The 21,808-nt window shown below is 65.5% G+C and carries 23 protein-coding genes; 3 read left to right on the forward strand and 20 right to left on the reverse strand.

What is annotated here, in order from left to right; genetic code table 11:
• Positions 1 to 9: 9 nt before the first annotated feature.
• From mltG to EPK82_RS07635, 9 genes are all read right to left on the reverse strand, one after another.
• The gene (mltG, locus tag EPK82_RS07595) at positions 10 to 1,065 is read right to left on the reverse strand and encodes an endolytic transglycosylase MltG (protein ID WP_134676222.1); all 1,056 of its coding nucleotides are present in this window, start codon (positions 1,063 to 1,065) and stop codon (positions 10 to 12) included.
• A gap of 3 nt (positions 1,066 to 1,068) precedes the next feature.
• A complete protein-coding gene (gene pabC, locus EPK82_RS07600) occupies positions 1,069 to 1,884 on the reverse strand; it encodes an aminodeoxychorismate lyase (protein ID WP_134676223.1) in 816 nt (271 codons plus the stop codon).
• Positions 1,884 to 3,128, reverse strand: a complete 1,245-nt coding sequence (gene fabF, locus EPK82_RS07605) for a beta-ketoacyl-ACP synthase II (protein WP_037048531.1) — start codon at positions 3,126 to 3,128, stop codon at positions 1,884 to 1,886. Before fabF ends, pabC begins: the two co-directional genes overlap by 1 nt.
• A gap of 111 nt (positions 3,129 to 3,239) precedes the next feature.
• Positions 3,240 to 3,476, reverse strand: a complete 237-nt coding sequence (acpP, locus tag EPK82_RS07610; protein WP_003245177.1) for an acyl carrier protein — start codon at positions 3,474 to 3,476, stop codon at positions 3,240 to 3,242.
• A 196-nt stretch (positions 3,477 to 3,672) separates the two neighbouring features.
• On the reverse strand, positions 3,673 to 4,416 hold the full coding sequence (gene fabG, locus EPK82_RS07615) for a 3-oxoacyl-ACP reductase FabG (RefSeq protein WP_037048534.1): 744 nt from the start codon (positions 4,414 to 4,416) through the stop codon (positions 3,673 to 3,675).
• Between the two features lie 24 nt (positions 4,417 to 4,440).
• A complete protein-coding gene (gene fabD, locus EPK82_RS07620) occupies positions 4,441 to 5,379 on the reverse strand; it encodes an ACP S-malonyltransferase (protein WP_134676224.1) in 939 nt (312 codons plus the stop codon).
• Between the two features lie 125 nt (positions 5,380 to 5,504).
• Positions 5,505 to 6,515, reverse strand: coding sequence for a phosphate acyltransferase PlsX (gene plsX, locus EPK82_RS07625; RefSeq protein ID WP_134676225.1), 1,011 nt, complete (start codon positions 6,513 to 6,515; stop codon positions 5,505 to 5,507).
• Between the two features lie 3 nt (positions 6,516 to 6,518).
• Positions 6,519 to 6,701 carry a 50S ribosomal protein L32 gene (gene rpmF / locus EPK82_RS07630; protein WP_037048542.1) on the reverse strand — a complete coding sequence of 61 codons (183 nt, stop codon included), beginning with the start codon at positions 6,699 to 6,701 and terminating at the stop codon, positions 6,519 to 6,521.
• Positions 6,702 to 6,714: 13 nt separating this feature from the next.
• A complete protein-coding gene (locus tag EPK82_RS07635) occupies positions 6,715 to 7,242 on the reverse strand; it encodes a YceD family protein (protein ID WP_037048544.1) in 528 nt (175 codons plus the stop codon).
• 109 nt (positions 7,243 to 7,351) lie between these two features.
• Between EPK82_RS07635 and EPK82_RS07640 the strand changes: the two genes are divergently transcribed.
• On the forward strand, positions 7,352 to 7,933 hold the full coding sequence (locus EPK82_RS07640) for a Maf family protein (protein ID WP_134676226.1): 582 nt from the start codon (positions 7,352 to 7,354) through the stop codon (positions 7,931 to 7,933).
• A gap of 59 nt (positions 7,934 to 7,992) precedes the next feature.
• On the opposite strand, the gene sppA is transcribed toward EPK82_RS07640, so the two are convergent.
• From sppA to rluC, 3 genes are read right to left on the reverse strand one after another with little or no spacing between them, the layout of a single operon-like run.
• A complete protein-coding gene (sppA, locus tag EPK82_RS07645; protein ID WP_037048549.1) occupies positions 7,993 to 8,970 on the reverse strand; it encodes a signal peptide peptidase SppA in 978 nt (325 codons plus the stop codon).
• Positions 8,960 to 9,655, reverse strand: a complete 696-nt coding sequence (locus EPK82_RS07650) for an HAD-IA family hydrolase (protein WP_134676227.1) — start codon at positions 9,653 to 9,655, stop codon at positions 8,960 to 8,962. Before EPK82_RS07650 ends, sppA begins: the two co-directional genes overlap by 11 nt.
• Positions 9,648 to 10,601 carry a 23S rRNA pseudouridine(955/2504/2580) synthase RluC gene (gene rluC / locus EPK82_RS07655; RefSeq protein WP_037048561.1) on the reverse strand — a complete coding sequence of 318 codons (954 nt, stop codon included), beginning with the start codon at positions 10,599 to 10,601 and terminating at the stop codon, positions 9,648 to 9,650. The genes EPK82_RS07650 and rluC overlap by 8 nt, the downstream gene beginning before the upstream one ends.
• A gap of 578 nt (positions 10,602 to 11,179) precedes the next feature.
• Between rluC and rne the strand changes: the two genes are divergently transcribed.
• Positions 11,180 to 14,218: a ribonuclease E gene (gene rne / locus EPK82_RS07660; RefSeq protein WP_134676228.1), complete on the forward strand. Its 3,039-nt coding sequence runs from the start codon at positions 11,180 to 11,182 to the stop codon at positions 14,216 to 14,218.
• Between the two features lie 107 nt (positions 14,219 to 14,325).
• Here rne and murB read toward each other — a convergent pair whose 3' ends face one another.
• The 8 genes from murB to EPK82_RS07700 form a co-directional block, all read right to left on the reverse strand.
• Positions 14,326 to 15,345 (reverse strand): UDP-N-acetylmuramate dehydrogenase, encoded by a 1,020-nt coding sequence (gene murB, locus EPK82_RS07665; RefSeq protein WP_134676229.1) that lies wholly within the window; start codon positions 15,343 to 15,345, stop codon positions 14,326 to 14,328.
• Positions 15,342 to 15,806 carry a low molecular weight protein-tyrosine-phosphatase gene (locus EPK82_RS07670; protein ID WP_134676230.1) on the reverse strand — a complete coding sequence of 155 codons (465 nt, stop codon included), beginning with the start codon at positions 15,804 to 15,806 and terminating at the stop codon, positions 15,342 to 15,344. The genes murB and EPK82_RS07670 overlap by 4 nt, the downstream gene beginning before the upstream one ends.
• Complete coding sequence (gene kdsB / locus EPK82_RS07675; RefSeq protein ID WP_134676231.1) at positions 15,806 to 16,570, reverse strand: 3-deoxy-manno-octulosonate cytidylyltransferase; 765 nt, start codon at positions 16,568 to 16,570, stop codon at positions 15,806 to 15,808. The genes EPK82_RS07670 and kdsB overlap by 1 nt, the downstream gene beginning before the upstream one ends.
• Positions 16,571 to 16,756, reverse strand: coding sequence for a Trm112 family protein (locus EPK82_RS07680; protein ID WP_003245207.1), 186 nt, complete (start codon positions 16,754 to 16,756; stop codon positions 16,571 to 16,573). It lies immediately after the preceding gene.
• Positions 16,757 to 16,776: 20 nt separating this feature from the next.
• A complete protein-coding gene (lpxK, locus tag EPK82_RS07685; protein WP_134676232.1) occupies positions 16,777 to 17,781 on the reverse strand; it encodes a tetraacyldisaccharide 4'-kinase in 1,005 nt (334 codons plus the stop codon).
• Positions 17,782 to 18,210 carry an ExbD/TolR family protein gene (locus EPK82_RS07690; protein WP_037048577.1) on the reverse strand — a complete coding sequence of 143 codons (429 nt, stop codon included), beginning with the start codon at positions 18,208 to 18,210 and terminating at the stop codon, positions 17,782 to 17,784. It abuts the gene before it with no gap.
• Entirely contained in the window at positions 18,207 to 18,839 is a 633-nt protein-coding gene (locus EPK82_RS07695) for a MotA/TolQ/ExbB proton channel family protein (RefSeq protein WP_037048580.1), read from the reverse strand. The genes EPK82_RS07690 and EPK82_RS07695 overlap by 4 nt, the downstream gene beginning before the upstream one ends.
• Positions 18,840 to 18,911: 72 nt before the next feature.
• Positions 18,912 to 21,125, reverse strand: coding sequence for a DNA internalization-related competence protein ComEC/Rec2 (locus EPK82_RS07700; protein ID WP_134676353.1), 2,214 nt, complete (start codon positions 21,123 to 21,125; stop codon positions 18,912 to 18,914).
• A gap of 138 nt (positions 21,126 to 21,263) precedes the next feature.
• Here EPK82_RS07700 and EPK82_RS07705 point away from each other — a divergent pair, with 138 nt between their 5' ends.
• Positions 21,264 to 21,788 carry a DUF2062 domain-containing protein gene (locus EPK82_RS07705; RefSeq protein ID WP_037048586.1) on the forward strand — a complete coding sequence of 175 codons (525 nt, stop codon included), beginning with the start codon at positions 21,264 to 21,266 and terminating at the stop codon, positions 21,786 to 21,788.
• The last annotated feature ends 20 nt before the right edge of the window (positions 21,789 to 21,808 follow it).

Genomic DNA, 21,808 nt, shown 5'->3' on the forward strand with positions numbered 1-21,808 from the left:
GGATTGCCCTTATTCAGTTTCGGCCGCCGCGCTGGGCGCGGGGCTGGAGCGATAGTCGGCGCGGCGCTTGAGCTGGTACTCGCGCACGGCGCGATTGTGCTCGGCCAGGCTATTGGAGAACACGTGGCTGCCGTCGCCCCTGGCGACGAAATACAGCGACTTGCCTTCACGCGGGTTGAGCGCGGCATGAATGGCCTCGCGGCCGACCATGGCGATCGGCGTCGGCGGCATGCCATCGATGGTGTAGGTGTTGTAAGGCGTCGGGGTACGCAGATCGGCGCGGGTGATCCGCCCCTTGTAGCGCTCGCCCATGCCGTAGATCACGGTAGGGTCGGTCTGCAGACGCATGCCGATGCGCAGGCGCCGCACGAACACGCCGGCGATCTCGCCACGCTCTTCGGGTACGCCGGTTTCCTTCTCGATCATCGAGGCCATGATCAACGCATCGTAAGGCTCGCGATAGGGCAGCCCCTCGGCGCGCTGCTGCCATTCCTCAGCGAGCACGGACTCGAGGCGGGCATTGGCCTGCCTGAGCAGGTCCTCGTCACTCATGCCACGCACGAAACGGTAGGTATCGGGGAAGAAACGCCCTTCCGGGTTCTGCCCGCCGAGGTCCAGGCGCTCCATCAGCTCGTCGTCGGAGAGGTCGGCCAGGCGCTGCTGCAGACGCTCCTGGCGCGCCAGTGCAGCGCGGACCTGGCGGAAGTTCCAGCCCTCGACCAGGGTCATGCTGTACTGCACCACCTCGCCGCGCCGCCACAGGTTCAGCACATCCTGGGCCGTCTGCTCGGGCAGCAGGCGGTATTCGCCGCTGTGCAGCGCCGGAGCACGCAGGTTGAAACGCCAGTACAGGCGCAGCCAGAAGGCATTGTCGATCACCCCCTCGGCTTGCAGGCGATTGAGCAGGCCGCCGGGTGTCGCGCCCGCAGGCACTTCCAGCAGCAGCTCGTCATTCAGATGCAGGGGTTGCTCGAGCGCCCTCTGCTGTTGCCAGGCGGCAACCACTACCAGCAGCGCAGCCAGTAGCACGCCGCACTCGAGCAGCACCAAGATCTTGCGTAGCACCAGTTATTTACTCAATAGGTCGCGAACGATGGCCTGCAGTTTACGGGTGAGCGGCCCGACCGGCCAGTATCGTTCCTGCAACGCCCGTACCGGCCAGATGCCGTAGAGGCTGTTGCAGAGAAAGACTTCGTCTGCCGCCAGCAGTTCGTCGTGGGAAATGTCCCGTGATTCGATGGGCAGACCGAGGCGCTCGGCCTGATGCAGGATCTCGGCGCGCATCACCCCCGCCACGCCGCAGCGCGACAGCTCGGCGGTCAGCAAGCGCCCCCCGATGACCAGGAACAGGTTGCTGTAGACGCCCTCGATCACCCGCCCCGTACAGTCACGCATCAAGCCTTCGGCGCAGTCGGCATCCTGCCATTCGGCACGAGCCAGCACCTGTTCGAGGCGATTGAGGTGCTTGAGCCCGGCCAGCAGCGGCTGCTCGGCCAGACGGGTCGCGCAGGGGAACAGGCGCACGCCCTGCTCGGCATGCTCGGCTGGGTAGTGCGGCATGGGCGCCGCCTGCAGGATACGCAGAGGCTGGCAAGGTTGTGGCGGCGCATAACCGCGCTGCCCCTGGCCACGGGTAACGGTGAGCTTGGCCACGCCGTCACCGAGCTGCGCGGCGAACGCCTGCAGCTCGTGCTGCATCAGGGTCATGTCGAGCGCGATGGACAGGCGCTGACAGCCTTGCGCAAGACGCGCCATGTGCCGCGCCAGCAGCGCGATCTGCCCGCCACGCACGGCGATGGTCTCGAACAGACCATCACCGTAAGCCAGGCCACGGTCGCGAACCGACAACTGCTCGCCGGGCGCGCCGTTGACCCAGCTCAGCATCAGCCGTGGAACCGACGGAACAGCAGCGAGCCGTTGGTGCCGCCGAAGCCGAAGGAGTTCGACAGGGCGATCTCGATCGGCATGGCCTTGGCCTGGTGCGCCACGAAGTCCAGGTCGCAGCCTTCGTCCGGCTCGTCCAGGTTGATGGTCGGCGGTGCGACCTGATCGCGCAGCGCGAGGATGCTGAAGATCGCCTCCACCGCACCGGCGGCGCCCAGCAGGTGGCCGGTCATCGACTTGGTCGAGCTGACCGACAGCTGATAGGCATGCTCGCCGAACACGCTCTTCAACGCAGCCGCTTCGGCGAGATCGCCGGCCGGGGTGGAAGTGCCGTGAGCGTTGACGTACTGCACCTGGTCAGCGTTGATACCGGCATCGCGCAGGGCATTGGCCATGCAGCGGGCAGCACCGGCGCCATCCTCGGGCGGCGAGGTCATGTGGAAGGCGTCACCGCTCATGCCGAAGCCGATCAGCTCGGCATGGATGGTGGCACCGCGCGCCTTGGCGTGCTCGAGCTCTTCCAGCACCAGCGCACCGGAGCCGTCGGACAGCACGAAGCCGTCACGGCCCTTGTCCCAGGGACGACTGGCCCTGGTCGGCTCGTCGTTACGCGTGGACAGCGCACGCGCCGCGCCGAAGCCGCCCATGCCGAGGCCGCAGGCCGCCATCTCGGCACCACCGGCGACCATCACGTCGGCTTCGCCGTAGGCGATGTTGCGCGCCGCCATGCCAATGCAGTGGGTGCCCGTGGTGCACGCCGTGGCGATGGCGTAGTTCGGCCCCTGCAGACCCAGGTGGATCGACAGGAAACCGGAAATCATGTTGATGATCGAGCCCGGCACGAAGAACGGCGAAATGCGCCGCGGCCCCTGCTCGTGCAACGATTTGCAGTTGTTCTCGATATTGGTCAGGCCGCCGATGCCGGAGCCCATGGCCACACCGATGCGCTCGCGATTGGCGTCGGTGATATCCAGGCCGGAATCACGCACGGCCTGGAAGCAGGCAGCGAGACCGTACTGGATGAACAGGTCGAGCTTGCGCGCCTCCTTGGCGGAGAGGTACTCCTCGACGTTGAAGTCCTTGACCGACCCGCCAAAACGGGTGGAGTAGGCGGACAGGTCCATGTGTTCGATCAGACCGATGCCACTGCGCCCGGCCAAAATGCCCTGCCAGCTGCTCGGCACATCGTTACCCAGCGGCGACAGCATGCCCATACCGGTAACCACGACGCGTCTACGCGACACAGCAATCTCCTCTTGTTCTACTCAGGCGCTGCATGCGCCCTGCACGTAAAGAAAAGCCGCACGCCTGTTTAGGGCAGTGCGGCTTTTCTCGGTCAGAAAGCTGACGGTGACTTATTGCGCGTGGGCAGTCACGTAGTCGATGGCTTCCTGAACGGTGGTGATCTTCTCTGCTTGCTCGTCCGGGATCTCGGTCTCGAATTCTTCTTCGAGAGCCATCACCAGCTCAACGGTGTCAAGAGAGTCGGCACCCAGGTCTTCGACGAAGGAAGCGCTGTTGGTAACTTCCTCTTCTTTAACGCCAAGTTGCTCGGCAACGATTTTCTTGACGCGTTCTTCGATGGTGCTCATACCTTGTTTTCACTCCTAATTGGACAAATCCAGGCAGCTGGTAGCGGCCAAGTGTATAGAAAGGGTTTTTAGCATTTCAAGCTGAATGCCGGGGAGCCCCCAGGAACACTTCAACGATCTGTCTATAAACCTGTTGCAGCTTTATAACGGATTTTAGACAGCGACTATGACAGTTTTCTGATGGCTCGCGTCACATTCAGCTCATGTACATACCGCCATTCACCGGGATAGTAGCCCCGGTGACGTAACCTGCGCCATCGGAAGCCAGGAAACCGACCACCTTGGCGATCTCTTCGGCCTGCCCCAGACGACCCAGCGGAATCTGCGTCAGCAGCGCATCGCGCTGGGCTTCCGGCAGCTCGCGAGTCATGTCGGTGTCGATGAAACCAGGAGCCACCGAGTTGACCGTGATACCACGGGAACCCACTTCACGCGCCAGTGCGCGGCTGAAACCTTCCAGGCCGGCCTTGGCAGCAGCGTAGTTGACCTGCCCGGCGTTGCCCATGGCCCCAACGACGGAACCGATGTTGATGATGCGCCCGAAACGCGCCTTGGTCATGCCACGCAGCACGGCCTTGGACAGGCGGTAGAGGCTGTTCAGGTTGGTATTGATGACGTCGAACCACTCGTCGTCCTTCATGCGCAGCATCAGGTTGTCACGGGTGATGCCGGCGTTGTTGACCAGGATCAACGGCTGGCCAAGATGTTGCTGGATATGTTCGAGGGTGCTGGCAACGGATTCGTCGTTGCTCACGTCGAGCACCAGGCCGGCGCCTTCGACACCATTGGCCTTCAGGGTTTCGGCAATACGCTCGGCGCCCGAGGCGCTGGTGGCGGTACCGATGACGATGGCGCCCTGACGGCCCAGCTCCAGAGCGATGGCCTGGCCGATACCACGGCTGGCGCCGGTGACCAGCGCGACTTTACCTTGCAGACTCATGTGCTTCTCCTTTCCAAAACCGTTTCAAGCCAGCGCAGCGCGAGCGGCAGCGAAGGCGTCGGGGGTATCCAGGTTGTGGGTATTGATACCCTTGACGCAGCGCTTGTTCAGACCACCGAGCACCTTGCCCGGGCCGCACTCGACCAGATCGGTCACGCCCTGCTCGGACAGACGCACGATGGACTCGACCCAGCGCACCGGGCTGTACAGCTGAGCCAGGAGGTCGGCCTTCAGGGTGGCCAGATCGGATACCACGGCAGCACTGACGTTCTGCACCAGCGGAATCTGCGGGGCCTGCCAGCTCAGCGCCTCGACCGACTCGGCGAAGCGCTCGGCGGCGGGCTTCATCAGCGCGCAGTGCGACGGCACGCTGACCGGCAGCGCCATGGCGCGCTTGGCGCCACGTGCCTTGCAGGCCTCGATGGCGCGCTCGACGGCAGCGGCGCTACCGGCAATCACCACCTGACCCGGGGCATTGAAGTTGACCGCGCTGACCACGTCACCCTGCGCCGCTTCGGCGCAAGCGGCCAGCACGTCGGCGTCCTCCAGACCGAGAATCGCCGCCATGCCGCCCTGCCCGGCCGGCACGGCCTGCTGCATCAGCTGACCACGGCGCTCGACCAGCTTCACGGCATCGGCGAACGCGATACTGCCAGCGGCGACCAGCGCGGAGTACTCACCCAGGCTGTGGCCGGCGACGAATGCCGGCTTGGCGCCGCCCTCGGCCTGCCACAGACGCCACAGGGCGATGGAGGCCGCGAGGATGGCCGGCTGGGTCTTGTCGGTCTGGTTCAGTTGCTCTTCCGGACCTTGCTGGGTCAGCGCCCAGAGGTCGTAGCCGAGGGCTTCGGAAGCCTCGCCGAAGGCATCGAGCACCAGCTTCTGCTGGGCACCGTGATCGGCGAGCATGGCCAGGGCTTGCGAACCCTGACCGGGGAAGACGAATGCGAGGGATGCAGACATGAATAAGTCCCTTGAGTCGAAAAACCAGCGCCAGGCGAGCCTGGCGCAGCAAACTGACAGTTGGATGACAGGCTACGCGCCGCGGTCACATTCCGGCCCCGTCACACAGCGAAAACGCGACGAGTCTACAACAACAAGTCCTCGAGTCGACCATGCAGTCGCTGCGGCAGATTCTCCTGCACCTCGCGCAGCGCGCAGCGAATGGCGCTCTGGAAACTCTCCTGGCCGGCGGCGCCATGGCTCTTCACGACGATGCCCTGCAGCCCGAGAAAACTCGCGCCATTGTGCCGTGCCGGCGCCAGATCGGCCTTGAGGCGGCGCAGCAGCGGCATCGCCAGGGCGCCGATGGCCTGGGCGAACAGCCCCTCCCTGAACAACGCCTCGACCCGCCCGGTGACCATTCGTGCGAGGCCCTCGCTGGACTTGAGCAGGATGTTGCCGACGAAACCGTCGCACACCACCACATCAGCCTCGCCGCGATAGACACCGTCACCTTCTATGTAGCCGACGAAGTTCAGCCCATGCGCCTGCTGCAGCATGCTGGCGGCGAGCTTGACCTGCTGATTGCCCTTGATGTCTTCCGTGCCGACATTGAGCAGCGCCACCCGTGGCCGCGCGATACCCAGCGTCTCGGCCGCGACCGCGCCCATGATGGCGAACTGGTAGAGGTGCTCGGCGCTGCAGTCGACGTTGGCGCCCAGGTCCAGCAGGTAGCAATGGCCCCGCTCGGTGGGTATCGGACTGACCATGGCCGGCCGATCGATCCCCGGCAGGGTCTTGAGCAGATAGCGCGACAACGCCATCAGCGCACCGGTGTTGCCGGCACTGACACAGGCGTGCGCCTGACGCTGCTGCACCAGCTCCAGCGCCACGCGCATCGAAGCATCGAGCTTGCCGCGCAGTGCCTGAGCCGGACGCTCGTCCATGGCGATCACTTCACTGGCGTGATGAACCTGCAGGCGCGCGCGATCGACGCCGGACTGGCGAGCGAGCTGTTCTTCGATGAGGGGAGCTTGACCGACGAGGGTCAGGTGTAGCGAGGGGAACTCGGCCAGCGCGGAAATGCAGGCCGGAACAATGCAGTGGGGACCGAAGTCCCCACCCATTGCATCAATCGCGATGATCGAGGCGGACAAGGATTACTCGTCAGCGCCCTTGTCGATCACTTTACGACCGCGGTATACGCCTTCCGGAGAAACGTGGTGGCGCAGGTGAACTTCACCGGTGCTCTTCTCTACGGACAGGGCGCTGGCCTCGAGTGCGTCGTGCGAACGGCGCATATCGCGGGCGGAACGGGATTTTTTGTTCTGCTGAACAGCCATAACTCATTAACTCCTAAACGTTTGGGTCACGCTTTAACTGCGCCAATACACTGAACGGGTTGGACCGCGATACCTCGTCCTCGCCCGGCTCGGGCTCATCGAGACCGTCCGGCTGCTGGCAATCACCTGGGGCGTGAGCAGGAACGATCGGCAAGGCGAGAAGCAATTCATCCTCGACCAGACCGAGCAGCTCCAGCGGCTCCTCACCCACTTCCAGCACGTCGTAGCCCTTCGGCAAGGACTGAGTGTTCGCTCCAACCCGAACCACCGCGTATTCACATTCGCTGCGGATGGGTAGCGCGACCAGCTCCAGACAACGCTGGCAGACCATTTTGACCTCAACCTCGAGCTCACTGCGGATCACCACAGTTTTCTGCTCGTCACGCCCGAAGTGAAACTTCGCCTGCACCGCGCCCGCCGTATCGGCAAGCGGGTCGCAGAGACGCGGCAGGCTGGCCAGTTCGAGCTGCCCTTCGAGGGTAGCTTCGCGGTCGGCGAGCTTGCGCGGATCAACGTGAGGTGGAATCGGCCCATTCAACATAGGCGCAGCATTCTAGGGATGCACCCTGCCCGTGTCAAAGGAAATTGAGCCTGTATTCGCCCAGGCACGACCAGTAGAATTTCTCGCCCACCTATATAAGGAAGAGAACATGCCCGCGCTGCTGCTCGCCTCCAGCTCGCCCTACCGCCGCGAACTACTCGACCGCCTGCAACTGCCCTTCACCTGGCAGTCGCCGAGCATCGACGAAACCCGTCTGACAGACGAAACCGGCATCGACCTGGTCAGACGCCTGGCCGAGGCAAAGGCCCGCGCACTGGCCGACCAGCACCCCGACCACCTGATCATCGGCTCGGACCAGGTCGCCATCCTCAGCGACGGCCAGATTCTCGGCAAACCCCATGACCTGCCGAGGGCCCAGCAGCAACTGCGCGCCGCCAGCGGCAGCAGTGTCACCTTTCTCACCGGCCTGGCCCTGCTCGATACCGGCAGCGGTCGATGCCAGGTCGACTGCGTTCCCTTCACCGTGCATTTTCGTCCGCTCGATGATGGACAGATCCTGCGCTACCTGCAGCGCGAACAACCTTTCGACTGCGCCGGCAGCTTCAAATCCGAGGGCCTGGGCATCAGCCTGTTCCGCAGCACGCAAGGCGAAGACGCCACCAGCCTGGTCGGCCTGCCACTGATCCGCCTGGTGGACATGCTGCTCAACGAGGGCGTCGAGATACCGTAGGGCGGGCGCAAGCCGCCGACCGAGACTGGCGGGCCACACCCGCCCTACGGGAGCATTTCTCAGCGCAGTGTCGGCCCCTGGAAGCCCATCCACAGCGCGATACGATCCGCCACACTGGTACCCAGACGCTTGGCGAAGCGATCGAACGGCGTGTCACGCTGGGTGTAGTCGACCATTTCCTTCTCGCCGATCACCTCGCGCGCCACATAGCTGGCACTGCCCAGGGCATCGATCAGACCCAGCTGCAGAGCCTGCTCGCCGGACCAGATCAGGCCGGAGAACAGCTCGGGATGCTCATCCGCCTTGAGTCGCTCACCCCGCCCCTTCTTCACGCTGTCGATGAACTGACGGTGCGTGGTTTCCAGCACGGTCTTCCAGAAGCGTGTTTCCTCTTCCTTCTGCGGCTGGAACGGATCGAGAAAGGCCTTGTGCTCGCCGGAGGTGTAGACGCGACGCTCGACACCCAGCTTCTCCATGGTATCGACGAAGCCGAAGCTGGCCGCCGTGACCCCGATCGAGCCGACCAGACTGGCCTTGTCGGCGTAGATCTCGTCCGCCGCACTGGCGATGTAGTAGGCACCGGACGCACCGAGATCACTGATCACCGCGTAAACCTTGGTCTGTGGGTACTCGCCACGCAGGCGACGAATCTCGTCATAGATGTAGCCCGACTGCACGGGACTGCCGCCCGGACTGTTGATACGCAGGATCACACCTTTGGTGTTGCTGTCCTCGAACGCCGCACGCAGGCTGCCCACCACCTTGTCGGCGCTGGCTTCCTCACGGTCGGCGATCATGCCGCGAATCTCGATCAGTGCCGTGTGCGCCGTCGTGGTCGAGGCCGACTTCAGGTCGAGCGCCGGCAACACCAGCGCCAACGCACCGAACAGATAGATGAAGGTCAGCAGCTTGAAAAAGATCCCCCAGCGCCGGGACCGACGCTGCTCCTGCACACTTGAAAGCAGGGTTTTCTCAAGCAGTTTCCAGCTCTTGGCATCCTCGCCCGACGACGACGATGACTTCCACTCATCCGACATGCTCACTCACTCCTGAAGGATGCTGCGCATGGCGGCCTTCCAGCCACGCGCGCAGCTCATTGAACTCGTTGATTGCCAAACGCGGCGCACATTCACGCAGAATCGACAATGGCTGAGCACCGAAACCGACCGCTACCGCGTCCATCCCGGCATTGCGCGCCATGAGCAGGTCGAAGGTCGAATCCCCCACCATCAACGCCCGCTCGGGCTGCACCCGGCAATGCGCAAGAATCTCGTGCAGCATCAGCGGATCCGGCTTGCTCGCCGTCTCGTCAGCGCAACGGGTGATATCGAAGTAGTCCAGCCAACCCTTGTCCGCCAGCACCCGATGCAGCCCCTTGCGCCCCTTGCCGGTCGCGACCGCCAGACGATAGCCCTGCTCGCGAAAGACTTCGAGCGACTCGCGCACGCCGTCGAACAGCGGCGACGGCTCGGTTTCCAGCGCCAGGTACTGCTCGCTGTAGGCACGCCGAATGGCTTCGATGCGCAACGGTTCATCGAGTTCCGGATAGAGCGTGCCGATCGCCACCCCCAGCTCCAGACCGATGATGCCGCGCACCGCCACATCGCTGCAGCGCGGCACGCCGGTGATATCGGCAGCGCGATGCATGGCCTCGACGATGCGGCCGATGGAGTCGACCAGCGTGCCATCCCAATCGAAGACCAGCAGTTGATAGTCAGGCACTCAGACGCTCCAGGGTCCTGGCCCACATCTCGTCCACCGGCGCCTCGAGCTTCAGCACACCGCCATCCGGCAGCGGCACATGCAGCTCGTAGGCATGCAGGAACAGGCGCTTGCCGCCCAGCTCGCGAATCTCGCGCGTGAATTCGTCATCGCCGTACTTGGAGTCACCGGCGATGGAGTGCCCGGCATGCTTGGCATGCACGCGGATCTGGTGGGTGCGCCCGGTGACCGGCTTGGCCTCGACCAGGGTGGCGAAGTCACCGAAGCGGCGCAGCACGCGGAACAGCGTCAGCGCCTCCTTGCCTTCACCATCGACCTCGACCATGCGCTCGCCGGAACGCAGATTGCTCTTCTGCAGCGGCGCATTGACCTGTTTCTTGGCCGTCGCCCAGTGCCCGCGCACCAGCGCCATGTAGCGCTTGTCGACGCCATCTCCGCGCAGCGCTTCATGCAGATGACGCAGCATGCTGCGTTTCTTGGCGATCATCAGCAGACCCGAGGTATCACGATCCAGGCGGTGCACCAGCTCCAGATCCTTGGCATCGGGGCGCAGCTGGCGAAACGCCTCGATCACCCCATAGTTCAGGCCGCTGCCACCATGCACGGCGATACCCGCCGGCTTGTTCAGCACGATCAGCGCCTTGTCCTCGTAGACGATGGCCGCTTCGAGGCGTTCCAGCAGGCCCTGAGCCAGCGGCTCGGGCTCATCGCGCTCGGCCAGGCGCAACGGCGGCACCCGTACCACGTCACCAGCCTGCAGCTTGTACTCGGGCTTGATGCGCCCCTTGTTCACGCGCACTTCACCCTTGCGCAGGATGCGGTAAATCAGGGTCTTGGGCACGCCCTTGAGCTGTGTCCGGAGGAAATTGTCGATGCGTTGGCCGGCGAGTTCCGGTGCAACCTCGATCAGCTGGACGCCGGAGGTTGGAGAGGCAGGAGTAGTCATCGCGCAATCATAACAATTTTTTATGGAATTGAAGCACTTAATCATTGCTGCTATAGTCGCGAACGCCGCCAAAAGTGGCCTGGCTTGCGGATGATCGCCAAACTTGCCATCCCCTGCCCGCGCAACCCTTTCAGGACGTGAGGCCGTCCGACGGATTGTTCAGTGTTAGAAGGCCGCAAAAGGCCGTGAAGAATTCGGAAACAACGCCTTGAGTATGATGCGCGACTCGCCCAGTGGGGCGGTCGCGGTAACTGACAACCGCTGCGGAATCCGCGCGCGGCACCCGATTTTCAGCGATACGTGTAGGGTGGAGATGTACAACTGTCGGACTGCGTAGCTCATAGCTTGATCAAAGACGCCTCATCTCGTCCGCTTCCGCCAGTTGATTCCTCCTCCTGACTGAGTGCTTTCTGTCACCACAGCAAGCAGGAGACGTCCGTCGCGACCGCGGCCTTCGATGGCCGACCGTCGCTAGACAGTGGAACGATTTACGACCGTTTCTGACGCGCCTGACACCGACTCTGATAGTCGTGTGTGCCTAACGTGGCTTCCGCTAGCCCGGAGCCCATTGGTACCACATGAAAAGAATGCTCATTAACGCGACTCAGCCCGAAGAGTTGCGTGTTGCCCTGGTAGATGGCCAAAAACTCTACGATCTGGACATCGAGTCCGGCGCCCGCGAACAGAAGAAGGCCAACATCTACAAAGGCCGCATCACCCGCGTCGAACCCAGCCTTGAAGCCGCCTTCGTCGATTTCGGTTCCGAACGCCACGGCTTCCTCCCCCTCAAAGAAATCTCTCGCGAATACTTCTCCAAGGCCCCTGAAGGCGGCCGCGTCAACATCAAGGACGTACTCAAGGAAGGCCAGGAAGTCATCGTCCAGGTCGAGAAGGAAGAACGCGGCAACAAGGGCGCGGCCCTGACCACCTTCATCAGCCTGGCCGGCCGCTACCTGGTCCTGATGCCGAACAACCCGCGCGCAGGTGGCATCAGCCGCCGCATCGAAGGCGAAGAGCGCAACGAGCTGCGTGAAGCGCTCAATGGCCTCGACGCTCCGGCCGACATGGGCCTGATCGTGCGCACCGCCGGCCTGGGCCGCTCCAGTGAAGAAATGCAGTGGGACCTCGATTACCTGCTGCAACTGTGGAGCGCCATCAAGGAAGCCTCCACCAGCCGCCCTGCCCCGTTCCTGATCTACCAGGAATCCAACGTCATCATCCGCGCCATCCGCGACTACCTGCGCCAGGACATCGGCGAAGTGCTGGTCGACAGCGTCGAAGCCCAGGAAGAAGCCCTGTCCTTCATCCAGCAGGTGATGCCGCAGTACGCCAGCAAGATCAAGCTGTACGAAGACAGCGTGCCGCTGTTCAACCGCTTCCAGATCGAAAGCCAGATCGAAACCGCCTTCCAGCGTGAAGTGAAGCTGCCGTCCGGTGGCTCCATCGTCATCGACCCGACCGAAGCCCTGGTGTCCATCGACATCAACTCGGCGCGCGCCACCAAAGGCAGCGACATCGAAGAAACCGCCCTGCAGACCAACCTGGAAGCGGCCGAGGAAATCGCCCGCCAGCTGCGCCTGCGTGACATCGGCGGCCTGATCGTCATCGACTTCATCGACATGACCCCGGCGAAGAACCAGCGCGCCGTGGAAGAGAAAGTCCGCGAAGCCCTGGAAGCCGACCGCGCCCGCGTTCAGGTTGGCCGCATCTCGCGCTTCGGCCTGCTGGAAATGTCCCGTCAGCGCCTGCGTCCGTCCCTCGGCGAGACCAGCGGCATCGTCTGCCCGCGCTGCAACGGTCAAGGCATCATCCGCGACGTCGAATCCCTGTCGCTGGCCATCCTGCGCCTGATCGAAGAAGAAGCGCTGAAGGATCGCACCGCCGAAGTCCGCGCCCAGGTACCGATCCCGGTCGCCGCCTTCCTGCTCAACGAGAAGCGCAACTCGATCACCAAGATCGAACTGCGCACCCGCGCGCGCATCGTGATCCTGCCGAACGATCACCTGGAAACGCCGCACTTCGAAGTCCAGCGCCTGCGTGACGACAGTCCGGAAGCCCTGAGCAGCCAGACCAGCTACGAAATCGCCGCCACCACCGAGGCCGAGGACGCAGCCGCCCACCCCGCCGCCGCCACCCGCACCCTGGTTCGCCAGGAAGCCGCGATCAAGGCCGCACCGCGCAGCAACGCGCCGGTCGCCGCCGAGCCGCAGGCGCAGGCGCCGCTGGCCCCCGTCAGCGCACCGGAGCCGAGCCTGTTCAAGGGCCTGGTGAAGTCGCTGGTCAGCCTGTTCGCCGGCAAGGAAGAAGAAGTCCAGCCGGCGGTGGTCGAGAAGAAGAGCAAGGAGCGTCCGCCGCGCGAAGAGCGTCGCAACGGTCGCCAGCAGAGCCGTAACCGCGGCGGTCGCCGTGGTGACGACGAGCGCAAGCCTCGTGAAGAGCGCGCTCCGCGTGAAGAGCGTCAGGCCCGCGAGCCCCGTGAAGAGCGCCAGCCGCGCGAAGAGCGTGCTCCGCGTGAAGAACGCGCACCGCGCGAAGGCCAGGAGAACCGTCGCGAGCGCAAGCCGCGCGAAGAGCGTGCCCCGCGTGAAGAGCGCGTGCGCGAACTGCGCGAGCCGCTGGACGCTGGCAACGAGCAACGCGACGAGCAGCGCGCCGAGCGCCAGCCACGCGGCGAGCGCCAGGAGCGTCAGCGTCCGCCACGCGAGGAGCGTCAGCCGCGCGCCGAGCAGGCCGAGGCCGTACAGGACGAAGCGCTGCCGAACGAAGAGCAGCTGCAAGACGACGAGCAGGGTAACGCTGAAGGCGAGCGCCCGCGTCGTCGCTCTCGCGGTCAGCGTCGCCGCAGCAACCGTCGCGAGCGTCAGCGTGATGCCGATGGCAACCTGATCGAGAGCGCCGAGAACAGCGAAGCCGCTGGCAACGACGCCCAGGCCGCCACCCCGGTCGCAGTCGCCACTGCTGCTGCGGTCGTTGCAGAAAGCGTCGACAGCAGCGAAGCCATCGCCAGCGAAGCGCCGGCCACTGAAGCGCCAGCAGTCGAGGCCGTCGAGGCTGAAGCGCCTGCCGCACAGCCGGTCGAGGCGCCAGCCGAAGCCCCAGTGAGCGACGTGGTCGAGAGCGCTGTGGTCGCCGAACCGGCGGTCGAGGCAGCCCCTGCTGCTGCAGCCGAAGAGCCGGCAGCCGTCGAAGCACCTGCTGTCGAGCCGGTTGCACAGCCCGAGCCGGTCGTCGAAGCCGCCCAGGAACCTGCTCCGGCAGTAGCCGAAGAAGTCGCTCCGGCAGCGGAAGCAGTCCCGGCCAATGCCACCGGCCGTGCCTCGAACGACCCGCGCGAAGTGCGTCGTCGTCAGCGCGAAGCCGAGCGCCTGGCCCGTGAAGCCGCCGAAGCTGCCGCCGCCGCACCGGCCGAGCAGAACGAGCCGGTAGTCGCGGAAAGCGCCCCGGTTGAAGAGCCGAGCGCCACTGCAAGCGAAAGCGAAGAGGCAGCCCCTGCCGTCGAGCCGAGCGCTGAAGCAGCCCCTGCTGCCAGCGAGCAGGTTGCGAGCGAAGCGGTAGAACAGGCACAGCCGGAAGAAGAAGCGGCCGCCGAGAAGGAGGAGATCAAACCTCAGGTTTGATCCTCCGGCGGTACGCAAAAAGGGGATGCCTAGGCATCCCCTTTTTCATGTCCGCTTTCCGTCACCGCGAGTGAAGTGCCTGGAGCAGCGCGTGCTCCCGGAGCGCATCAGAGAACGTTGGGTTCGATTTCCAGATCGACGCCGAATCGCGCCAGCACATCGCCCTGGATGCGCTGCGCCAGGGCCAGCAGTTGCGCACCCGTGGCGTGGCCATGGTTGACCAGCACCAGCGCCTGCAGACGATGCACTGCGGCATCGCCGTCGCGAAAGCCCTTCCACCCTGCCCGCTCGATCAGCCAGCCGGCCGCCAGCTTGACCAGGCCATCGCCCGCCGGATAGCTGACCAGATCGGCGTGCTGCGCACGAATGCGCTCGGCCAGCTCGAACGACACCACCGGGTTCTTGAAGAAGCTGCCGGCGTTGCCCAGCTCGGCCGGGTCCGGCAGTTTCTCGCTGCGAATGGCGCAGATCGCCCGACTGACATCGCTCGCCGTCGGCGCCTCGATCCCCATTTCGACCAGGCGCTGGCGCACCGGGCCATAGTCCAGACGCAGCGCGGCCTGGCGAGCCAGGCGAAAACGCACGCGCAGGATCAACCAGCGCCCGGCCTCACGCTTGAACAGGCTGTCGCGGTAGGCAAAGGCACACTCCTCCAGCGCGAACTCGCGCAGCTCGCCGCTGTGGCGATCCAGCGCGGTCAGCCCGGCGAACAGGTCCTTGACCTCCACGCCATAGGCACCGATGTTCTGCATCGGCGCAGCACCGACGGTGCCGGGAATCAGACTGAGGTTCTCCAGGCCACTGAAGCCCTGCGCCAGGCTCCACTGCACGAACGGATGCCAGGGTTCGCCGGCCTCGGCCTCGACCAGCACCTGCTCGCCAGCATCGTCGAGAACCCGCAGGCCACGACTGGCCATGCGCAGCACCAGCGCCTCGACATCGCCCGTCAGCAGCAGGTTGCTGCCACCGCCGACCACCAGCAGGGGCAGGCCCCGTTGTTCGGCCAGGCTCAGCGCCTCGCGCACCTCGGCATCGTCATGCGCCTCGGCGAACAGCCGCGCACGCACATCGACGCCGAAACTGTTGAACGGCTTGAGCGACATGTCGCTCTGCAGGTTGAGTGTCACAGGCGCCCCTTGATCTCGATCAGCAATGCATCGCTGGCCTGCTCGATCAGGTCCAGCACCTGCTCGAAGCCATCCTCACCGCCGTAGTACGGGTCCGGCACCTCGTCCAGGGCCAGGTCGAAACGACGCAGGTACAGATCGAGGTCGGCACGGGCGCCGGCCGGACGCAGCGCCTGCAGATTGCGCAGGTTGCTCTGGTCCATGGCCAGGATCAGGTCGAAGCGCTGGAAGTCCGCGGCCTCGACCTGGCGTGCACGTTGCGCCGACAGGTCATAGCCACGGCGCTGCGCCGCCTGGCGGGTGCGGCTGTCCGGCGCCTTGCCCACGTGCCAGTCACCGGTGCCGGCGGAATCCACCTGCACCTGCCCTTCCAGACCGGCTGCGCGCAGCTTGTGACGGAAGACGCCTTCGGCGGTGGGCGAGCGGCAGATGTTGCCCAGGCAAACGAAGAGAACCTTCATCAGGCCCCCAGCAGGTGACGAACCCGTTCCAGGTCTTCGGCGGTATCCACGCCGGCGGCCGGCGCTTCCAGGGCGTCGGCGACATGGATGCGCACACCGTTGTAGAGCGCGCGCAGCTGCTCCAGGCACTCGGTGTCTTCCAGCCAGCACGGGCCCCAGGCGACGAAGTCATGCAGGAAACCGGCACGGTAGGCGTAGATACCGATGTGGCGGCGGTACGGCACGCCTTGCGGCAGCACGTCGCGGTCCTTGGCGAAGGCATCGCGCGCCCAGGCCAGCGGCGCACGACTGAAGGTCAGGGCCAGGCCGTTCTTGTCGGCCACCACCTTGACCACGTTGGGGTTGAACAGCGCCAAGACGTCCTCGATCGGCTCCGCCAGCGTGGCGATGCCGGCCTGCGGATTGGCCGCCAGGTTGGCCGCCACCTGATCGATGATCAGCGGCGGAATCAGCGGTTCGTCGCCCTGCACGTTGACCACGATGGCATCGGCGGACAATCCGAGCTGGGTGGCGACCTCGGCCAGGCGGTCGGTGCCGGAGTTGTGATCCTCGCGGGTCAGCAGCACCTCGGCGCCGAACGCGGTACAGGCCTCGACGATGCGGGCGTCGTCGGTGGCGATCACCACCCGGCTGGCCGAACTCTTCCGCGCCTGCTCCCAGACATGCTGGACCATGGGCTTGCCGGCGATGTCCTGCAGCGGCTTGCCTGGCAGGCGGGTGGAGGCGTAACGGGCGGGAATGACGACAGTGAAGGCAGCGCTCATTTACTTGTCCAGACGCTCGTCAGTGGTCAGGGTACGGGCTTCGCTCTCCAGCATCACCGGAATGCCGTCGCGAATCGGGTAGGCCACGCCGGCGCCCTTGCTGATCAGTTCGGTCTTGTCTTCGGAGAGCTGCAGCGGGCCCTTGCAGATCGGGCAGGCGAGGATGTCGAGCAGTTTGAGGTCCATGACGCAGTCCTTGGATGGGGTTACGAAGACCCCGGTATGAGACGGGTCAGCTCCGCATCCAGCCAGTCGACGAAGGCCTGCGTGGGCACGGCATCGACAGCCAGATACCACCAGTCGGCGGCGGCGAAGGCCCGGCATTTCACCGCATCCTTCTCCGTCATCAGCAGCGGCAGCGATGGCTCGAAGCTGAGCTGCGCCAGATCGTACTGGGCATGGTCGGCGAAGGGGTGCGGAACCGGCCGCCAGTTTAGCGCTTCGAGGGTGTTGAAGAAACGCTGCGGATTACCGATGCCGGCCACTGCATGCACCGCCTGCCCTGCCGAAAAATGCTCGAGAGCGACGCGCTCGCCGCTGGCCAGGTTGACCAGCGCACTGGGCTGCAGCTGGAAGGCGTAACCGTCGGCGCGATCCGCCTCGGCGCCGTTGTACAGCACCGCATCGACCGCCTGCAGACGCTCGGCAGGCTCGCGCAGCGGCCCCGCCGGCAGGCAGCGGCGATTGCCCAGGCCGCGCGCGGCATCGATCAGCACCAGTTCCAGGTCGCGCGCCAGGCGATAGTGCTGCAGGCCGTCGTCGCAGAGGATCAGGTCCAGCGGCTCCTCGGCCAGCAGCGCCCGCACGGCGCGACTGCGGTCCGGGTCGATCATCAGCGGCACATCCGTGCGCTGCACGATCAACAGCGGCTCGTCACCAGCCTGCGCCGCAGGCTGCTCGGCACGCACACGCCAGGGCAGGCTCGGCGGCGTGGCGCCATAGCCACGGCTGACCACGCCGACCCTGAGACCGCGAGCCCGGCAATGTTCGATGAGAAAGAGGATCAGCGGGGTCTTGCCGGTGCCGCCGACGGTGACGTTGCCCACCACCAGCACCGGCACGGGGGCGCGGTAGATGTCACCCTCGCCCGCCAGGAAACGCGCGCGCTTGCCCTGCACCACGCGGCGGTACAGCCACTCCAGCGGGCGCAGCAGCACCAGCGCCGGGTGGCCGCGGTACCAGGCCTCGAGCAAGCGATCGGCGGCGCTCAATCAGGGCGCTTCCTGTGCTTCCACCGTGGTCATGCGCAGGTGTGCGAAGCCCAGCTTGCCTGCGGCATCCATGGCCGTGATCACCGCCTGATGCGGGGTCTTGCCATCGGCGCTGATGATCAGCGGCAGGCTGTTGTCACCATCGGACTCTTTCTGCAGCGCCGCCATCAGGTTGCTCAGGTTGCTTTCCAGCAGGGCCTTGCCGTTCACCGAGTAGGCGCCGTCGGCAGCGATCAGCACTTCGACCTGCTTGAGCTCGGTCTGCTCCGGTGGCGTGCCACTGACCGCCTCGGGCAGGTCGACCTTGAGCTGGGTCTCACGGGTGAAGGTGGTGGTGACCACGAAGAACAGCAGCAGGATGAACACCACGTCGATCAACGAGGCCAGGTTGATCTCGACGTTCTCCCGCGGTTTGCGCCGGAATTTCACGCCTTGCCCTCGCCCAGGTCGACGTCACGGTCACCTTGCACCATCTCCACCAGCTTGATCGCCTCCTGCTCCATGCCCACCACCAGCTCGTCGACACGACGTTGCAGGTAGCGGTGGAAGAACAGCGCCGGGATCGCCACGATCAGGCCTGCCGCAGTGGTGATCAGCGCCTTGGAGATACCGCCGGCGAGCATCGGCGCATTGGCCATACCCGCGCCCATGAAGGAGCTGAAGATTTCGATCATGCCCAGCACGGTACCGAGCAAGCCGAGCAACGGTGCGATGCCGGCGATGGTGCCGAGGGCGTTGAGGTAGCGCTCCAGATCATGAATGACGCGGGCGGCGGCCTCTTCGATGCACTCTTTCATGATCTCGCGACCATGCTTGGAGTTGGCCAGGCCAGCGGCCAGGATCTGCCCGAGCGGCGAATGCTCACGCAGCTCCTTGAGCTTCTGGTTGTTCAGTTTCTTGTCCTTGATCCAGCGCCATACCTGGGCCAGCAGATTGGCCGGCGTGACGCGGGCGGGCCGCAGGGTCCACAGGCGCTCGGCAACGATACCGGCAGCAGCGATGGAACAGAGAATGATCGGCAGCATCATCCAGCCGCCAGCTTTGACCAGTTCCCACACGGTAGAGATTCCCCCTCGAAAAAGTGGCGCCACTCTAGCATAGGGTGGGCCACCCGCCGACCGCCGCCGTTCTCATTTTTCCCGCCAGAAGCGTGCCTCGCTTCGCAACCCGCGCGGTGCGAGCCACTTGCCCAGGCGCAGATGCAGCGCGCCGGCATACGCGGTGTCATGCACCGCCACGCCCGCCGCCTGGTAACGCGCCAGCACCTGCGGGTGCGGATGGCCGAAAGCATTGTGCCGGCTGCGCGTGATCAGCACGTGCTGCGGCCCGACCGCGTCGATGAAGGGCTGGCTGGAAGAACTGCGGCTGCCGTGATGCGGAGCCAGCAGCCAGTGCGACGCCAGCGGGAAGCCCGATTGCACCAGCGCCTGTTCGGCCGCGGCATCGATGTCGCCGGTCAACAGCAAGCGCTCCCCCTCGGCCTCCACCTGCAAGACGCAGGAACGCGGGTTGCCTGGCGCCGCCTGCGGCCATTGCCACAACCTGAAGGTCACGCCATCCCACTGCCAGCTGTGCCCGGACTCGCAGGCCTCGGCAGCCAGGCTTCGCGCGAGACGCGCCGGCTCGCCACTGATGACCCGCGCCACCGGCATGCCAGCCGCCACGGCCGCCGCCCCACCGGCATGATCGTTGTCGGCGTGGCTGACCAGCAGCAGGTCGAGCCGCCGGAGGTTCAGCGCGCGCAGCGACGGCAGGACGATACGTTCGCCGCTGTCGAAGTCGCCGAAGCGCGGCCCGGCGTCGTACAGCAGGCTGTGCTCGCGGGTCCGCACCAGAACCGACAAGCCCTGGCCGACATCCAGGACCCAGACATCGGCCTGCCCGTCCTCGGGTCCTTGCGCCGGTACCAGCAGCGCGGGCAGCAGCAGCGCCAGCCCCGGCAAGCGCAGCGGCACACCGGCAGGCAGCAACAGCAACGCGGCCCCCAGCGCCGCCAACGACCAGACCCACCACGGCAACTCGCTGGGCAACCAGGCGGGCAACCAGCCGGCGATCAGGCCGAGCAGCGCGAAGAGCAACTGCAATGCCCCGCCGGCCAGCCACAGCAAGCCCTCGCCGAGCAGAGGCACCGGCAACAGCAGCGTACCGAACAGCGCCAGCGGCACCACCACCAGCCCTACCCAGGGCACGGCGAGCAGATTGGCCAGGGGCCCGCTGCTGCTGACCGGCAGCCCGAGGATCAACATCATCGGCAACAGGCCGATCGCCGTGGTCCATTGCGCACGTGTCAGCCCGCGCCACCAGCCCCAGGCACCCAGCCGCCCGGCAAAGGCCAGCGCAAGCACGGCGACCGCCGAGAACGACAGCCAGAAGCCCGGCTGCTGGGACGCCAGCGGCTCCAGCAACAACACCACCAGCAGGGCCGCCAACAGCGGCCAGGCAGCGCCCAGGTGACGAAAGCGCAGGCGCCACAACAGCACCAGGGCAACCATCACGCAGGCCCTGCGCACCGGCACCTCGAACCCGGCCAGCAGGCCATAGACCAGCGCGCCGCCCAGGGCCAGCGCGCAGGCGCAAGGCAACCACGGCAGGCGCTGCGGCCAGGCACCGAGCCTGGCCAGCAGCGCCGCCAGTCCGTAGAGGAAACCGGACAGCAGGGCGATGTGCTGCCCGGAGATGACCATCAGGTGGACGGTGCCGGTGTGCTGCAACAGACGCCAGTCCTCCGCCGTCAGGCCGGAGCCATCGCCGAGCACCAGTGCGGCAATGCCGCCCTGCCGTCCCCAGGCGGGCACCGCCAGCAGGCGCTGGCGCAGGGCGTCGCGCCAGCCGCCCAGGCCAGTGGCCGGGGCCAGGCGCTCACCCGCCTTGATCGTCCCCGTGGCGCCGATGCGCTGGGCCAGCAGCCAGGCTTCGTAATCGAAACGCTGCGGATTGACCAGGCCATGGGGACGCTTGAGATTGACTGCCAGACGCCAACGCTCGCCGGCCAGCACTGGTGGCCCGCCGTACCAGGCCAGGCGCATCCTGGCGGACAGTTCGGCACGCCGTGAACGGGCGTCCTGCAACTGGAAGCGAAGCACACCGTCGGCCGCTTCCGGCAAGCCGACCACCTGCCCTTCCAGCCACAGGGTGCGCCCATCCAGCGCCACGTCCAGGCGATCATCCAGTGCCCATTGCGCAGAGCCGCAGGCCCAGGCCAGCCCCAGCAGGAAGAAGCCCAGGGGGTAGCCCCGCGAGAACAGCAGAGCGAGCGCGCAAGCGGCCATGAGCAGCAGCACCGCGGCGGACGGCAGGCCCGGCAGAAAGCGCAACGCCAGCAAACCCAGGGCCAGCGCCAACATCCCTGTACGCATCGAGCCTCCCTGCTCGTCGAGCTCAGCCGAGCGCATCCGGCGCTCAACTTAGGTCACAATATGGAAACGCTGACGATGACGAATCCGTGCATAATATCGGCGCTTTTGCCTGCCCAGAGACTCTTCATGCCGCGTCGTTTATTCAAGCGCTACTTGCCCAACCCCGACAGTATCAAGGGTAACAAGTCCCTGCGCTTTCTCGGCAAGCTCATCCACGACCCCAATCTCTGGCACCTCAACCGCCATTCGGTCGCCCGTGGCATGGCCATCGGCCTGTTCTGGGCGATGATCCCCATGCCCATGCAGATGCTGGCCGCCGCTGCGGTGGCGATTCCTCTGCGGGCGAACCTGCCCATTTCCATCGGCCTGGTCTGGCTGACCAACCCGATCACCATGCCGCCGGTGTTCTACTGCACCTACAAGTTTGGCGCCTGGCTGAGCAACTCACCCGCCGTGCGCATGCCCAGCCACCTCAGCCTGGAGTGGATCACCGCCGAGCTGTCGATGCTGTGGAAACCGTTGCTGCTGGGCTCCTTCGTGGCGGGCCTGATCCTCGCCGTGCTCGGTTACCTGCTGACCATGGCGTACTGGCGCTGGTGGGTGCAGCGCAGCTGGCGCAAGCGCCAGGAACGTCGCCGCCAGCAGCAGTAACCTCAACCAGGCGCGCCTCG

Source organism: Ectopseudomonas khazarica, assembly GCF_004521985.1.
GTDB classification, from domain to species: domain Bacteria; phylum Pseudomonadota; class Gammaproteobacteria; order Pseudomonadales; family Pseudomonadaceae; genus Aquipseudomonas; species Aquipseudomonas khazarica.

What these genes read in the sequence shown, in the direction of transcription:
- pabC (WP_134676223.1), bottom strand. Translation starts at nt 1,884, where the DNA reads ATGCTGAGCTGGGTCAACGGCGCGCCCGGCGAGCAGTTGTCGGTTCGC.
- acpP (WP_003245177.1), bottom strand. Translation starts at nt 3,476, where the DNA reads ATGAGCACCATCGAAGAACGCGTCAAGAAAATCGTTGCCGAGCAACTT.
- fabG (WP_037048534.1), bottom strand. Translation starts at nt 4,416, where the DNA reads ATGAGTCTGCAAGGTAAAGTCGCGCTGGTCACCGGCGCCAGCCGTGGT.
- fabD (WP_134676224.1), bottom strand. Translation starts at nt 5,379, where the DNA reads ATGTCTGCATCCCTCGCATTCGTCTTCCCCGGTCAGGGTTCGCAAGCC.
- rpmF (WP_037048542.1), bottom strand. Translation starts at nt 6,701, where the DNA reads ATGGCTGTTCAGCAGAACAAAAAATCCCGTTCCGCCCGCGATATGCGC.
- EPK82_RS07635 (WP_037048544.1), bottom strand. Translation starts at nt 7,242, where the DNA reads ATGTTGAATGGGCCGATTCCACCTCACGTTGATCCGCGCAAGCTCGCC.
- EPK82_RS07640 (WP_134676226.1), top strand. Translation starts at nt 7,352, where the DNA reads ATGCCCGCGCTGCTGCTCGCCTCCAGCTCGCCCTACCGCCGCGAACTA.
- sppA (WP_037048549.1), bottom strand. Translation starts at nt 8,970, where the DNA reads ATGTCGGATGAGTGGAAGTCATCGTCGTCGTCGGGCGAGGATGCCAAG.
- rluC (WP_037048561.1), bottom strand. Translation starts at nt 10,601, where the DNA reads ATGACTACTCCTGCCTCTCCAACCTCCGGCGTCCAGCTGATCGAGGTT.
- rne (WP_134676228.1), top strand. Translation starts at nt 11,180, where the DNA reads ATGAAAAGAATGCTCATTAACGCGACTCAGCCCGAAGAGTTGCGTGTT.
- EPK82_RS07670 (WP_134676230.1), bottom strand. Translation starts at nt 15,806, where the DNA reads ATGAAGGTTCTCTTCGTTTGCCTGGGCAACATCTGCCGCTCGCCCACC.
- kdsB (WP_134676231.1), bottom strand. Translation starts at nt 16,570, where the DNA reads ATGAGCGCTGCCTTCACTGTCGTCATTCCCGCCCGTTACGCCTCCACC.
- EPK82_RS07680 (WP_003245207.1), bottom strand. Translation starts at nt 16,756, where the DNA reads ATGGACCTCAAACTGCTCGACATCCTCGCCTGCCCGATCTGCAAGGGC.
- EPK82_RS07700 (WP_134676353.1), bottom strand. Translation starts at nt 21,125, where the DNA reads ATGTTGGCGCTGGCCCTGGGTTTGCTGGCGTTGCGCTTTCTGCCGGGC.
- EPK82_RS07705 (WP_037048586.1), top strand. Translation starts at nt 21,264, where the DNA reads ATGCCGCGTCGTTTATTCAAGCGCTACTTGCCCAACCCCGACAGTATC.